We start from the raw sequence: 14,783 nt of genomic DNA on the forward strand, positions 1-14,783 counted from the left end.
GTGCTCCCGGCGCTCCGGGGGCGCACGACTTTATTCGGCACCGCTGGACCCGGCGCGCCTGGACCTGGCACGCCTGGCCGCTAGCGTGACCGCATGACGAAGAAGTCGCGCGCCCGGGCCGCCGGGGTCTCTGCGCCTGCCCCGGCCGCCGGTCCGGCCGACCCGGCGGCGATCGTCCGGAAGCTGACCGTCGAGCAGAAGGCCCGGCTCCTGTCCGGGGCCTCGTTCTGGTCCGCCGCCGAGGCGCCCGGCGTCCCGCCGGTCTACGTCGCCGACGGGCCGCACGGCGTGCGACGGCTCGCCCCCGACGTCGGCGACATCGAGGGGGCGCTCCCGGCCACGTGCTTTCCGCCCGCGGTGGCGCTGGGCAGCACCTTCGACGTCGCCCTCGTGGCGCGCGTCGGGGCCGCCGTGGCAGCCGAGGCCCGGGAGCGCGACGTCGACGTGGTGCTCGGCCCGGGTATCAACATCAAGCGCAGCCCGCTGTGCGGGCGCAACTTCGAGTACGTCTCGGAGGACCCGCTGCTCGCCGGGGAGATCGGCGCGGCCCTGGTCACCGGGATCCAGGACCACGGCGTGGCCGCGTGCGTCAAGCACTTCGCCGCGAACAACCAGGAGACCGAGCGCATGCGCGTCTCCGCCGACATCGACGAGCGCACCCTGCGCGAGATCTACCTGCGCGGCTTCCAGCGCGTGGTGACCCGGGCGCGGCCCGCCACGCTCATGTCCTCCTACAACCGCGTCAACGGCACGCACACCGGCGAGGACCGCCGGCTCACCACCGACGTGCTCCGTGGCGAGTGGGGCTTCGAGGGGCTGGTCATGTCCGACTGGGGCGCCGTCCACGACCGCCTCGCCGGCATCCGCGCGGGCCTCGACCTGGAGATGCCCGCGGCCGGCGAGGCCCGGGTCGCGGAGATCGTCGCCGCCGTCCGGTCCGGCGCGCTCGACCCGGCCGACGTCGACCGCTCGGCAGGCCGGGTGGTCGCGCTGGCGCTCGCGGCGCGAGCTGCCCGGCCCGCCGCCGGGACCGCCCTCGCGGAGCGGGGCGACGACCCCGAGACCTGGCACGACGACGCCCACCACGCCCTGGCCCGCGAGGCCGCCGGCCGGGCGATCGTGCTGCTCAAGAACGACGGCGGCCTGCTGCCGCTGGCCCCGCGGACGCGCCTGGCCGTGATCGGCGAGCTCGCGCGGACGCCGCGGTTCCAGGGCGCGGGCTCGTCCCAGATCGTGCCGACCCGGGTCGACGACGCCCTCGCGGCGATCCGCGACTCGGCGACCGACGTCGTGTTCGCACCGGGATACGGGCTGGGCGCGGGATCGGCCGACGAGGCGCTCGCGGACGAGGCCGTCGCCGCGGCCCGCGACGCCGGGGTGGTGCTGTTCTTCGCGGGCCTGCCGCAGTCGGCCGAGGCCGAGGGCCGCGACCGCGAGCACATCGAGCTCCCGGCGGCCCAGCTCGAGGTGCTGGACCGGGTGCTGGCGGTCAACCCGCGCGTGGTCGTGGTGCTCTCCAACGGTTCGGTGGTGCGGCTGTCCGGGTTCGCGGACCGGGTGCCCGCGATCGTCGAGGGCTGGCTGCTGGGCCAGGCGGGCGGCGGGGCGACGGCTGACGTCCTGTTCGGTCGGGTCAACCCGTCCGGCAGGCTGGCCGAGACGGTCCCGCTCCGCATCGAGGACACCCCCGCGTGGACCAGGTTTCCCGGCACCGGGCTGCACGTCACCTACGGCGAGGGCATCTTCGTGGGCTACCGCTGGTACGACGCGCGGGACATGGCGGTGCAGTACCCCTTCGGCCACGGGCTCTCGTACACGACGTTCGCCTACGCGGACCTGACGGTCGCCGCCGGGCCGGCCGGCGGCGTCGTCGGCCTCACCGCGAGACTGACCGTCACCAACACCGGCGGCGTGGCCGGGCGCGAGGTGGTCCAGTGCTACGTGTCCCTGCCGGGATCCGCGGTCCCGCGGGCCACGCGTGCGCTGGCCGCGTTCGCCGTCGTCGACCTGGCGCCGGGGGAGTCCCGGGAGGTCGACCTGGTCGTGGACCGTTCCGACCTCGCGTTCTGGGACGTGCGCGCCGACCGGTGGCACGTGGAGGGCGGCGCCTACCGCGTCGAGGTGGGCGCGTCGAGCCGCGACCTGCGCGTCGCGGCCGAGGTCGAGGTGCCGGGGGATGCCGTCACTCATCTGCTCACACCGGGGTCCTCGGTGGGCGAGGCGATGACGCACCCCGTCGTCGGCCCCACGGTCACCGCGCTGCTCAGGGCGGCGGGCCTGTCGGACGACGTCATGATCATGACGCAGGCCATGCCCCTGGAACGGCTCCCGTACCAGCCGGGCTCGGGCGTGACCCACCGTCGGCTCCGCCACCTGCTCGGGATCGCGAACGGCCCGCTGGCCACCCTCCTCGCCCGCCGCCGCCGTTGAGTGCTGGATATTCGCCCTCTCGAACCGTTTCGATAGGGCGAATGTCCAGCACTCAACGAGTCGGGAGGCGCTTCTGGAGGGCTGCCTCCGCGCCCGACGGGCGGAAGCCCAGGGACACGTTGATGTTCAGCATGTGCGCGTTCTCCTCCGCGTTGAACGTGTGCACGCGCTCGGTGTCCGGGTACCGGGCGGCCAGCTCGCGCAGGTTCACCGCCTTGACGAGCATCCCGAGCCGGTGCCCGCGATGGGCCTTGAGCGCGATGGTCTCCTCCTGGAAGACGTACGCCGGCTTGCCGTCCTGCAGCAGGAACGAGGTGCCGGCCGCGATCTCGCCGGACGGTACGTGCTCCACCAGGGTGGTCAGCAGGCGCTGGCCGCCGCTCTCGCGCTCCTCGAGGTAGACACGGACGCGCTCGGCATCCCAGGTCTCCTCGCCGAAGTCGAGCTCACCCTGCGGCACGTCCGTGGACATCCGGGTCATGAGCTGGGCGTACCCCTCGTGCCACTCCTCGGGGATGCCCTCCCACGTGTGCGTCACGTAGTCGGGGCCGGCCTTCGCGCGCGCCTCCGCCTCGAACGTCGCCAGCGTGGCAGGGTCCACCGGCAGGTCGAGCCGCGACATGCGCTCCACCTGCTCCAGGGTGTACCCGCGGCCGAGAGCGAACCGGACACCAGCCGCGTCGGACGGCAGCCGCCCGGCGCCGGTGGCCGGCACCAGCGCCTCCTCGCCGTCGGTCGCCTCCCGGGCCGAGAGCGACCAGCTGAAGAAGGTGGTCCGGCCCGCGTCGGTCGCCACCTGTTCCGCCTGTTCCGCCAGGGCGCTGCCGATCCCGCGGCGCCGGTGGTCCGGGTGGACGCCCAGGTAGAGGTCGGCGGTGTGCGTGTTGTGGTCGCGCGTCATCGAGGCGTACCCGTAACCGACGACGTCGTCGGCGGTCGGCGCGGTGCCGTCCGCGCGGTCCAGGACGGCGACGAAGCACCGCTTCTCGGAGTACTCCTGGTGCAGCATGCTGCTGACGAGCTGCTGCACGGTGCGGGCGAGGTCGTCGTACCCGAGGTTCGCGGTCTCGACGGCGCGGTCCACGGCGGCGATGCCGTGGTACGCCCAGGCGTCGGGGTGGTCGGTCGCGGGGGCGGCGGCCACCTCGAGGATGCGCCACGTCGTCGGCTCGGGCGCGTAGCCGGTCGGGGAGGTCATACGACCAGGGTGCCCCGCACGCCGTCGGGCGGCGAGAGAATATCGACGGCGTGCGGGGCTATGCCGACGGGGGCGCCGTGCTCGACCGCTGCACCAGCCGCGTGGGCAGGCGGGTGTGGTGGCCGGCCGAGGGGCCGGACTCGAGCATCGCGATGACCATGCGGAGCGCCTCGGCGCCCATCTCGTGCAGGGACTGCGCCACCGTCGTCAGGGGCGGGGTGGACCCGGCGGCCTCGGGGACGTCGTCGAACCCGATGACGGACAGGTCCTCCGGGACGCGCAGGCCCAGCTCCTGGGCCACCTGGATGACGTGGATCGCGGACAGGTCGTTCGCGGCGAAGACCGCGGTGGGCCGGTCGGGGCGTTCGAGCAGGTCGTGGGTGGGCCGGTCGGACCGGTCCGGGCGGTAGCCGCCCTCCAGCACCAGGCTCGGGTCCGGGGTGAGTCCCGCGGACTCCATCGCCTCGAAGAAGCCCAGCTCGCGCAGGCGGGCCGACTCCAGGTCACCGCGTCCGCCCAGGTAGCCGATGCGCGTGTGGCCCAGGCCGATCAGATGCTCGGTGGCGGTGCGGGCGCCGCCCAGGTTGTCGGAGTCGACGGTGGCCGGACCCGTGGGGCCGGTGTGCGGGTCGATGGCGACGATGGGCACGCCGTCGTGCTGGGGGAGGGCGAGCGTGGGCGTCACGATGACCACGCCGTCGATCAGGGTGCCCGCGAGGCGGGACAGGGAGCGCCGCTCCCAGCCCACGTGGTCCGAGCGGCCGGCGTCGCCGCAGTAGGCGAGGAGCTCGTAGCCCGTGCCCGCGATCGCGGCGGAGATGCCCTTGAGGAGCTCGGTGCTGAACGGCTCGAACTCGGCCACGAGCACGCCGATCACGTTGGTCTGCCGGCGGCGCAGGCTGCGCGCGACCAGGGACGACTCGTACCCCAGGTCGGCGACCACGCCGAGCACGCGCTCGGCGGTGGCGGCGGCCACGCCGTACCGGCCGTTGACGACCTTGGACACGGTGGCGACCGAGACCCCGGCGACGCGCGCGACGTCGGTGATGGTGGCGCGGCCGGTCGCGCGCTCCTCGGTGGCGGACGGCCCGGGGGTCCCGGGGCCGTCCGTCACGCCGTCACCCGGTCCGGCGGTGGACCCGGGTGAGTCTGTCCCACTGTGCACGGAAGAGACAGTACATCCGGGCGAGGTGGTGTGTGCGACGGGCCGATCTGTTTCGAAATCGATATCGAAACCGTTTGACGAAACCATGGCGAGACTGTCACGCTCCTGCTTGACGGACCTCGTCGTCCGTCAATCGGCAGCCATCTGCCGACCGTCGATGACGACTTACAAGGGATTCCACAATGATGAGGAAAACGCGCGGCGCGGCGCTGATCGCGCTCGGCGGCTCCGTCGCCCTGGTCCTGTCCGGCTGCATCGGCGCCGGCTCCGGTTCCGGTGGTGAGGAGACGAGCCAGAACGCCGATGCCCAGGAGATCACCTGGTGGCACAACTCCAACCAGGGTGAGGGCCAGGCCTACTACGAGCAGGTCGCCAAGGACTTCGAGGCCGACACGGGCGTCAAGGTCGACGTCCAGGCCATGCAGCACGAGGACATGCTCACCAAGCTGCAGGCGGCCTTCCAGTCCGGCGACGGGTCGCAGATCCCGGACGTCTACATGAGCCGCGGCGGCGGCGAGCTCGCCGCCGAGGTCGAGGCCGGTCTCGTGCGCGACCTCACCGAGGACTCGGCCGACACGATCAGCAACATCTCGAACTTCACCGACCAGTACACCGTGGACGACAAGGTGTACGCCCTGCCGTACTCCATCGGCCTGGTCGGCTTCTGGTACAACAAGGACCTCTTCGAGGCCGCGGGTATCACCGACGTGTCGCCGAACCCGACCATCGAGGAGTTCGAGGGCTACCTCGACAAGCTCAAGGACGCCGGCACCACGCCGCTGTCCGTGGGTGCGGGTGACAAGTGGCCGGCCGCGCACTACTGGTACTACAGCGTGGTCCGCGAGTGCCCGTACGACGTGGTCGAGGCCGCGATCGAGAGCGCCGACTACTCCGACCCCTGCTTCATCAAGGCCGGGGAGCACACCGAGGAGATCATCGGCAAGGAGCCCTTCAACAGGGGCTTCCTCACCACCCCGGCGCAGTCGGGCCCGACGTCGGCGTCCGGCCTGCTCGCGACCGGCAAGGTCGGCATGGAGCTCGCCGGTCACTGGGAGCCCGGCGTGGCCGGCGGCCTGACCGAGGACGGCGCGGTGCCCGACTTCCTCGGCTGGTTCGCCTTCCCGACGTTCGACGGCCAGGGCGGCGACCCCGCCGACCAGATGGGCGGCGGCGACGCCTGGTCCGTCTCGGCCTCCGCGCCCGACGCGGCGGTCGACTTCGCCAACTACCTGCTCTCGGACGAGGTCCAGCAGGGCTTCGCCGAGCGCGACATGGGCCTGCCGACCAACCCGACGGCCACCGGCTCGCTCGCCAACGAGACCCTCGCGCAGCTCATCCCGGTGCGCGACGGCGGCGGCGTGACGCAGCTCTACCTCGACACGCGCCTCGGCCAGTCGATCGGTGGTGCCATGAACGACGAGATCGCCCTCATGTTCGCCGGCGAGGCGGGCCCGCAGGACGTCGTCGACGCCATCCAGACAGCGGCCGAAGCGGAGCAGTGAGCAGGTGACGGCACCAGCCCGGGGCGGGCGCGGCAGAGTGAGCTCTGCGTGGCGCAAGCGTCTCGAGATCGCATTCTTCGTCACGCCCGCCCTGGCGCTGTTCGCCCTGTTCGTGGTCTGGCCCATCGTCACGGCCGTCCAGCTCTCGGTGTTCCGCTGGAAGGGCTTCGGGCCGCTGACCGACTTCGTCGGCCTGCGGAACTACGTGACCGTCCTGGGCGACGACGTCTTCGTCGACTCCGTCGTCCACAACCTGATCATCGTCGGCGGGTCGATCGCGCTCCAGCTCCCGCTGGGGCTGGCCATCGCCCTGCTGCTCAACCGCAAGATGTGGGGCCAGGGCCTGCTGCGCACGATCATCTTCGTGCCGTACGTGCTCGCCGAGGTCATCGCGGGCGTGGTCTGGTTCCAGCTGCTGCAGCCGGAGTACGGCGTGATCGACGGGCTGCTCGGCGCCGTCGGCCTCCAGGCGCCGGAGCAGGGCTGGCTCGGTGACCCCGACCTCGCGCTGCTGACCGTGCTGATCGTGCTCACGTGGAAGTACCTCGGCCTGGCCGTGATCCTCTTCCTGGCCGGCCTGCAGGGCGTCCCCGAGGAGCTGTACGAGGCGGCCCAGCTCGACGGCGCCTCGTGGTGGCAGACGCAGCGCAAGATCAGCGTGCCGCTGCTCGGCCCGACCATGCGCACCTGGGCGTTCCTGTCGATGATCGGCTCGCTCCAGCTCTTCGACATGGTGTGGATCCTGACCGGCGGCGGGCCCGCCAACTCCACGACCACCATGGCGACCTACCTCATCAACCAGGGCACCCGCAGCCAGAACTTCGGCATCGCCGGGGCGGCCTCGGTGATCCTGTTCGTCATCGCGCTCGTCATGGCGGTGCTCTACCAGCAGCTCGTCCTGAGCCGGGACACGCGCTCCGACGTGGTGACGGTGAAGCGCAGCAGGAAGAAGGTGACCCGGTGAGCGCCCCGACCACGAACGTGCTCATGAGCGCCCCGACCGCCCGGAACACCGGCCGCGAGCCGGCCCGGAGGCGGCGCTCGAACGGGGGCAGCCAGCCCCTCGTCTACGCGATCGCCCTGGTGGTCGTGGCCCTGACCCTGGGACCCGTGCTCTACGGCGTGCTGGGTGGGTTCCGCACCAACGCCCAGATCGCCCAGGACCCGTCGGGCCTGCCGGACCCGTGGGTGCTCGACAACTACGTGGGCGTGCTGACCAGCGCCAGCTTCTGGCAGTACGCCGTCAACTCGGCGGTCATCGCCGTGCTGACCACCGCGATCACGGTCGTGCTCGGCGTGATGGCCGCCTACCCCCTGGCCCGGTACCGGTTCAAGGGGCGCGAGGCGCTGTTCATGGTGTTCGTCGTCGGCCTGCTGTTCCCGGCCACGGTGGCGATCGTCCCGCTGTTCATCCTCATCACGCAGAACCTGCAGCTCGGCAACACGTGGCTCGGCGTCGCCCTGCCGCAGGCGGCGTTCGCGCTGCCCGTGACCGTGGTGATCCTGCGGCCGTTCCTGGCCGCGATCCCGCAGGAGCTCGAGGAGGCGGCGCAGCTCGACGGCACGTCCCGCATCGGGTTCTTCTGGCGCATCCTGCTGCCGCTGTCCGGGCCGGGCATGGTCACGGTCGGCGTGCTCGCGTTCGTCGGGTCCTGGAACGCCTACCTGCTGCCGCTGCTCCTGCTCCAGTCGGACATGAAGACGCTGCCGCTCGGCGTGGCCGACTTCTCGTCGGAGCACTCCGCCGACACCGCCGGTGTCTTCGCCTTCACCACGCTAGCCATGATTCCCGCCCTGGTGTTCTTCCTCGCCATGCAGAAGCGCATCGTCAACGGGCTGCAGGGGGCGGTCAAGGGTTAGGTCCCCGCCGGGGACCCGCCTTCGACCAGCCTGATCACGAGAGGAAACGTTTGATGACCGAACTGCCGGTGGCGCTGAGGGCGATGCCCGAGGTGTCGGAGCGCGTGCGCGACCTGCACGCACGGATGACCCTCGAGGAGAAGCTGGCCCAGCTCGTCGGGTACTGGCTGGACCAGGGCGGCAACGTCGTGGCACCGATGCAGGGCGAGATGGCCGGGGGCCAGGGGTCCACCGCGCTCCCGGACATCACCAGGCACGGCCTGGGGCACTACACCCGCGTGTACGGCACGCGGCCCGTGGACCCGGCGGAGCGCGCCGCGTGGCTCTGGGCCGAGCAGCGCCGGATCAAGCGCGAGACGCGCCTGGGCATCCCCGCGCTGGTCCACGAGGAGTGCCTCACGGGCCTGGCGGCCTGGAAGGCGGCCACGTTCCCGACGCCGCTCGCGTGGGGCGCGTCGTTCGACCCTGAGCTCGTCGAGGAGATGGGCCGGCTCATCGGCGACTCCATGCGGGGGCTCGGCATCCACCAGGGACTGGCACCGGTGCTCGACGTCGTCCGCGACCCCCGCTGGGGCCGCGTCGACGAGTGCATCGGCGAGGACCCGTACCTCGTCGGCACGGTCGGCACCTCGTACGTCCGCGGGCTGCAGGGCGCGGGCGTGCACGCCACGCTCAAGCACTTCGTCGCCTACTCCGGGTCCAAGGCGGGGCGCAACCACGCCCCGGTGAGCGCGGGCCCGCGCGAGATCGCCGACGTCTTCCTGCCGCCCTTCGAGATGGCCGTGGTCGACGGGGGGGTGCGGTCCGTCATGGCCTCGTACAACGACGTCGACGGCGTGCCGATGCACTCGTCGGCCGAGTACCTTACGGAGCTGCTCCGCGAGCAGTGGGGGTTCGACGGCGTCGTGGTCGCCGACTACTTCGGCGTCGCGTTCCTCACCGTGATGCACGCGATCGCCGCCGACCGGGGTGCCGCCGCGGCGGCGGCCCTGCAGGCCGGTGTCGACGTCGAGCTGCCCTCCGGTGACGCCTACCTCGAGCCGCTCGCCGCGCTCGTCAAGGACGGCGAGGTGCCGGTCGAGGTCGTGGACCGGGCCGTGCTGCGCGCACTGAAGCAGAAGGAGGAGCTCGGGCTCCTCGAGCCGGACGTGTACGAGGACGAGCCGCCCGCCGTCGTGGACCTCGACTCGCCCGCGCACCGCGACGTCGCCCGGCGGCTCGCCGAGGAGTCGGTGGTGCTGCTGGCGAACGACGGCGTGCTGCCGCTCGGCTCCTGGCACGACAAGCCGGCCCGGGTGGCCGTGATCGGGCCCAACGCCGACCGCCCCGAGGCCCTGATGGGCTGCTACTCGTTCGCCAACCACGTGCTGGCGCACCACCCCGGCGTGCCCACAGGGTTCGAGATCCCGTCCCTCGCCGAGGCCCTGGCCACGGAGCTCGGCGGCACGGACGCGCCCGAGCTCACGTTCGCGCGGGGCTGCGACGTCGAGGGCGACGACACCTCCGGGTTCGCCGAGGCCGTCGCCGCCGCCGAGGCCGCCGACGTGGCGGTCGTCGTCGTGGGCGACCAGGCCGGGCTGTTCGGCCGCGGCACCGTGGGCGAGGGCAACGACAGCGAGTCGCTCGACCTGCCCGGCGTGCAGCGCGAGCTCGTCGAGGCGGTGCTCGCCACCGGCACGCCGGTCGTGATGGTGCTGCTCACCGGCCGCCCGTACGCGATCGGCTGGGCGCTCGACGGCGACGGCTCCGGTGGCCGGACGCCGGGTGCCGTGCTCCAGGCGTTCTTCCCGGGCGAGGAGGGCGGAACGGCGCTCGCGGGCGTGCTCTCGGGCCGCGTGAACCCGTCCGGGCGCCTGCCCGTGTCGCTGCCGCGGTCGGCGGGCGCGCAGCCCTACTCGTACCTCCACCCGATCCTGGGCGGGGCGTCCGAGGTGACGTCGACCGACTCGACGCCGGTGCGTGCCTTCGGGTTCGGCCTGTCGTACACGACATTCGAGCGCGAGCTCGTGTCCGTGGACCCGTCGGTCGAGGCGGGCGGGACGTTCCGCGCCGTCGTCGCGGTGACGAACACGGGCGAGGTGGCCGGGTCCGACGTCGTGCAGCTCTACGGGCACGACGTGGTGAGCTCGGTGGCACGGCCCACGACGCAGCTGCTCGGCTACCACCGGGTGGACCTGGCGCCGGGGGAGTCGACGACCATCGCGTTCGACGTGCCGACCACGCGGTTCGCGTTCAGCGACCGCAAGATGGTCCGGATCGTCGAGCCCGGGGACGTCGAGGTGTGGGTCGGCGCGCACGCGGCTGACAACGTTGTCAGGGTGGTGGCCGAGGGCATCGCCGACCTGGACGAGCCGAACGGCGCCGAGCCCGTCCTGCCGCCGTCGGCCCGCCGGGTGGTCGCGATCACGGGCGACGTGCACGAGGTCACCCCGGCCGACGCCCGCTGGGTCCGGGTCCAGCCCGACTGACCCCGTTCGTCGAGTGCTGGGTATGTGTGGCTTCCCGGCCCTGGGAACAACACATACCCGGCACTCGACGAGGGGCGAGGGGGTGGGAGGATGGGGCGGTGCGCATCGACGTCTGGCTGTGGGCGGTGCGGCTGACCAAGAGCCGGTCGGTCGCGGCGGAGCTGTGCCGGAGCGGCCGGGTCCGGATCAACGACAAGGTGGCCAAGCCGTCGGCGTCCGTCGCCGTCGGCGACCGGGTGACGTGGCGCGACCCGCTCCGGGACCGGGACATCGAGGTCGTCGAGCTGCTGCTCAAGCGCGTGGGAGCACCCCTGGCGGTCAAGGCGTACCTGGACCACAGCCCCGCCCTGCCGACGCGGGTGGAGCGCGAGGCCGTCGGGCTGCGCGACCGCGGCACCGGGCGGCCCACCAAGCGGGAGCGGCGCGACATCGACCGGCTGCGCGGACGGCGCTGAGAGCGCTTCCCCCCGCCGGGAGCCCGAACGGGTGATTTCTGGCAGTTTAAGCGGTCTGCGGGCGGTCCGGCCGCTAGTGTGCGGCTGTCTTCCCTGCCGTGGCCGGCGGGGTCTCCGCCCGTGACGGGGCACCCCTCACCCTTTCGGAGCGGCCCTATGTCTCGTCGCACGTTAGTGACCCGCGCCGTCGCCTCCGCGGCGACCGTCGCGTTCCTCGCCTCCCCGGCCGCGGCCGTCGCGGCGCCCGACCCCGCCGACGACGGCGGACCGTCGTCCCGGCCCGCCGCGGCCCCGCAGGTGGCGCGCAGCGCCGTCGACCCGGCGGACAAGATCACCACCGCGGCCACCAAGGCGTTCCGCGCCGAGGAAGAGACCGACTTCTGGCTGCGGTTCGCCGGCGAGACCGACCTGTCGGCGGCCGGCGGCATCACGAGCTGGTCCGAGCGCGGCGACTACGTGTACGAGACCCTCAAGGCGGCCGCCGAGGCGTCCCAGGAGCAGGCGATCGCCGCCCTGGAGGAGTCCGGCACCGAGTACACCTCGTACTGGGCCACCAACGCGATCCTCGTCGAGGACGGCTCGCTCGAGCTGGCGACCGACCTCGCGGCGGACGCGCAGGTCCTGGAGGTGCGCCCGACGACGCGCCACGCGCTCGAGGAGCCCGAGTCGACGGACGGCGCCGTGCCCGACGCGGCGGCCACCTCGACGTACGGCATCAGGGCGATCAACGCCGACGACATGTGGGCCGAGGGCTTCACCGGCGACGGCATCGTCGTGGCCGGCCTGGACACCGGCGTGAGCCGCACCCACCCGGCGCTGTCCGCGCAGTACCGCGGCGCGACGTCGGGCAGCAACTACAACTGGTTCGACTCCACGGGCGCCGGCGCCACCAGCCCCCGGGACGACGACGGGCACGGCACGCACACCATGGGCACCATGGTCGGCACCGACGACGGCGCGATGAACATCGGCGTCGCCCCCGGTGCGCAGTGGATCGCGGCGAACGGCTGCGCCGACGACTGCGCGGACGCCATGCTCATCGCGTCCGGGCAGTGGCTCCTGGCGCCGACCCGTCTCGACGGCACCGGCCCCGACCCGGCCAAGCGCCCGCACGTCGTGAACAACTCGTGGGGCCTGTCGCTGTCGGTTGACCCGTTCATGGAGGACGTCATCGGCGCCTGGGAGGCGGCGGGCATCTTCAGCACCTGGTCCAACGGCAACGACGGCGAGTTCGGCTGCGAGTCCTCCGGCAGCCCGGGCTCGCGGCAGGCGTCGTACTCGGTCGGCGCGTTCACGCCCACGGGCACCATCGCCTCGTACTCCTCGCGCGGTCCGGGGCAGAGCGGGACCGTGAAGCCCGACATCGCCGCGCCCGGCAGCTCGGTCCGTTCGGCCGTCCCCGGCGGCGGGTACGAGCGGTGGGACGGCACGTCGATGGCCGCACCGCACGTCGCGGGCGCCGTCGCGCTCCTGTGGGACGCCGTGCCGGCGCTGGTGGGCAACGTGCCCGCCACCCGCGCGATCCTGGACGGCTCCGCGGCCGACGTGAACAACACCTCCTGCGGCGGCACCGCCGACGACAACAACGTGTGGGGCGAGGGCAAGCTCGACGTCCTCGCGGCGTACGAGCTGGCGCAGTCGCAGAGCTTCACCGCCACGCCCGCACCCGTGATCCACGCGATCGAGCCCTCCGTGGGCGGCGCGCTGGTCGTGGACCCGGACCCGGTCTGGGACCCGGTGGCCGACTTCACCTACCAGTGGCGTCGTGACGGCGCGATGATCTCCGGCGCGAACAGGTTCCTGTACCAGCCGCAGCCGGCGGACGCGGGCGCGCGGATCACCGTGACCGTCGTCGGCTCGGCTCCCGGCCACCTCCCGACCGCGGTGACCAGCGAGCCCACCGAGACCATCGGCATCGGTGACCTCGCCTCCACCGCCCCGACGATCAGCCCGACCGCCAAGGTGGGCACCACCCTCTACGCGAAGTCGGGCGCCTGGACCTCGGGCACCACGTTCACGTACCAGTGGTTCGCGAACGGCACGGCGATCTCCGGCGCCACCGGGTTCACCTTCGTGCCCACCAGCACGCACCGCGGCAAGCAGCTGACCGTCACGATCTCCGGCAAGCGGGCGGGCTACACGCCCGAGTCGCGCACGAGCCCGGCCGTCACGGTGGGCTACGGCGCGTTCGTGATGGCCGCGCCGCGCATCTCCGGGATGTCCTACCCGGGCGCCACCGTGTCCGCGGTCGCCCCGCCGGCCACGCCCGCGCGCACCACCACCACGTACCAGTGGAAGGTCGACGGCAAGAACATCTCCGGCGCGACGAGGTCGACGTTCAAGATCCCGACGTCGTACGACGGGCGCAAGCTCACGGTGACCGTGACGGGCAAGCGCCCGGGCATCTCGACGAAGTCCGTGACCTCGGCCCACTCCACGGTCGACGCCAAGTTCTCGGCGTCGCCCACGCCGACCATCTCGGGCAGCGCCCGGGTAGGCGCGAAGCTCACGGTCAAGACCGGTACCTGGAAGCCGTCGCCCGCGTTCACCTACCAGTGGCTCGCCGACAGCGTCCCGATCTCGGGCGCCACCAGCTCGTCGTACACCGTCAAGGGCCCGCAGCTCGGCAAGAAGATCTCGGTGGTGGTGACCGCCCGGAAGTTCGGGTACGCGACCGTCGTCCGGACCGGTGGCCCCACCGGCGCCGTCGCCAAGCCGGCCGCGACGATCCCCGCGAACGGCGGGTACCTCGTGGGCAGCGGCAGCGTCCCCGCGGGCACCTACGTGGCCCAGGCGGGCACACGCTTCTGCTCCTGGCAGCGTGAGTCCCGCTCGGAGGTCCTGGGCTGGGACTACGGGTTCGGCCAGCGGATCGCCACCGTGAAGTCGACCGACTACGGCTTCTGGTCCGACGACTGCGGCGCGTGGAGCAAGTACTACTCGGGTATGGCGGCGCCGAAGACGCGCACGTTCAACAACGGCGTCTACGTGCTCGGCGACCAGCTCCAGCGCGGCACCTACGTGACCACCGGACCGGCCGACGGGGAGGGGGGCGGCTGCTACTACGCGATCATGAAGGAGTTCACCGCCGACGCGAACCGTGACCAGCTCGTGGAGTACGCCTCCGTGACCGAGCCGACGACGGTCACGCTGCCGTCCACGGCCAAGGGGTTCGAGACGGGCAACTGCACCTGGCAGCGGGTGAGCTGACGTCGCTACCGTCAGGCCTGCAGGTCACCGAGGGGTGACCTGCGGGCCTGACCTGTTTGCCGAGACCCGTCCGCACGGAGACCTGGAGGCACGTTGGCCGACACGTGGCACCCCGGCATCCGGCGCGACGTCCTGCCCGGCAGGTCCGAGGCCGAGCTCGCAGGGCTCTCGCTCGGCGCGACGGTGGCCGGGATGACCGCCGCCGTCCTCGTGCTGGTCCTGCTCTTCCTCGATGCGCGGCTCTGGGCCTGGGCGCTGGTGCCCTCAGCGGTCGCCGTCGCCGGGATCGCAGCGGGCGGCCTGCTCGACCGGTCGGCGGCCCGGCGGCAGGTGCGGGAGGCGCGGGCCGGGTACACGACCGTCGCGACCCAGCAGACCGACCTGGAGCACGTCGACGCCCGGACGGGTCTGCTCGTGCGGCACGCGGGCGAGCTCCTCACCACCTACGAGCTCCAGGTGCGGCTCAGCAGGGTCCGGGCGGCGCGGTAGCGTCGC

General features: G+C 72.7%; 10 protein-coding genes. 8 read left to right on the plus strand and 2 right to left on the minus strand.

Going from position 1 to position 14,783, the window contains the following annotated elements; translation table 11 throughout:
* Positions 1–93: 93 nt before the first annotated feature.
* Positions 94–2,430 (plus strand): glycoside hydrolase family 3 C-terminal domain-containing protein, encoded by a 2,337-nt coding sequence (locus AB0I29_RS11115; RefSeq protein ID WP_357481520.1) that lies wholly within the window; start codon positions 94–96, stop codon positions 2,428–2,430.
* A gap of 52 nt (positions 2,431–2,482) precedes the next feature.
* On the opposite strand, the gene AB0I29_RS11120 is transcribed toward AB0I29_RS11115, so the two are convergent.
* Positions 2,483–3,628 (minus strand): GNAT family N-acetyltransferase, encoded by a 1,146-nt coding sequence (locus AB0I29_RS11120; protein ID WP_357481522.1) that lies wholly within the window; start codon positions 3,626–3,628, stop codon positions 2,483–2,485.
* A gap of 58 nt (positions 3,629–3,686) precedes the next feature.
* On the minus strand, positions 3,687–4,793 hold the full coding sequence (locus AB0I29_RS11125; RefSeq protein WP_357481524.1) for a LacI family DNA-binding transcriptional regulator: 1,107 nt from the start codon (positions 4,791–4,793) through the stop codon (positions 3,687–3,689).
* 182 nt (positions 4,794–4,975) lie between these two features.
* Between AB0I29_RS11125 and AB0I29_RS11130 the strand changes: the two genes are divergently transcribed.
* From AB0I29_RS11130 to AB0I29_RS11160, 7 genes are all read left to right on the plus strand, one after another.
* On the plus strand, positions 4,976–6,295 hold the full coding sequence (locus AB0I29_RS11130) for an extracellular solute-binding protein (RefSeq protein ID WP_285107813.1): 1,320 nt from the start codon (positions 4,976–4,978) through the stop codon (positions 6,293–6,295).
* Positions 6,296–6,299: 4 nt separating this feature from the next.
* Positions 6,300–7,259: a sugar ABC transporter permease gene (locus AB0I29_RS11135; RefSeq protein WP_285107814.1), complete on the plus strand. Its 960-nt coding sequence runs from the start codon at positions 6,300–6,302 to the stop codon at positions 7,257–7,259.
* Positions 7,256–8,155, plus strand: a complete 900-nt coding sequence (locus AB0I29_RS11140; RefSeq protein WP_357481527.1) for a carbohydrate ABC transporter permease — start codon at positions 7,256–7,258, stop codon at positions 8,153–8,155. The genes AB0I29_RS11135 and AB0I29_RS11140 overlap by 4 nt, the downstream gene beginning before the upstream one ends.
* A gap of 53 nt (positions 8,156–8,208) precedes the next feature.
* The gene (locus tag AB0I29_RS11145) at positions 8,209–10,623 is read left to right on the plus strand and encodes a glycoside hydrolase family 3 N-terminal domain-containing protein (RefSeq protein WP_357481529.1); all 2,415 of its coding nucleotides are present in this window, start codon (positions 8,209–8,211) and stop codon (positions 10,621–10,623) included.
* A gap of 98 nt (positions 10,624–10,721) precedes the next feature.
* Positions 10,722–11,078: an RNA-binding S4 domain-containing protein gene (locus AB0I29_RS11150; RefSeq protein WP_285107820.1), complete on the plus strand. Its 357-nt coding sequence runs from the start codon at positions 10,722–10,724 to the stop codon at positions 11,076–11,078.
* 156 nt (positions 11,079–11,234) lie between these two features.
* Positions 11,235–14,288: a S8 family serine peptidase gene (locus AB0I29_RS11155; RefSeq protein ID WP_357481532.1), complete on the plus strand. Its 3,054-nt coding sequence runs from the start codon at positions 11,235–11,237 to the stop codon at positions 14,286–14,288.
* A 93-nt stretch (positions 14,289–14,381) separates the two neighbouring features.
* A complete protein-coding gene (locus AB0I29_RS11160) occupies positions 14,382–14,777 on the plus strand; it encodes a hypothetical protein (protein ID WP_357481534.1) in 396 nt (131 codons plus the stop codon).
* The last annotated feature ends 6 nt before the right edge of the window (positions 14,778–14,783 follow it).

Source organism: Promicromonospora sp. NPDC050262, from assembly GCF_040655935.1.
Taxonomy (GTDB): domain Bacteria; phylum Actinomycetota; class Actinomycetes; order Actinomycetales; family Cellulomonadaceae; genus Promicromonospora.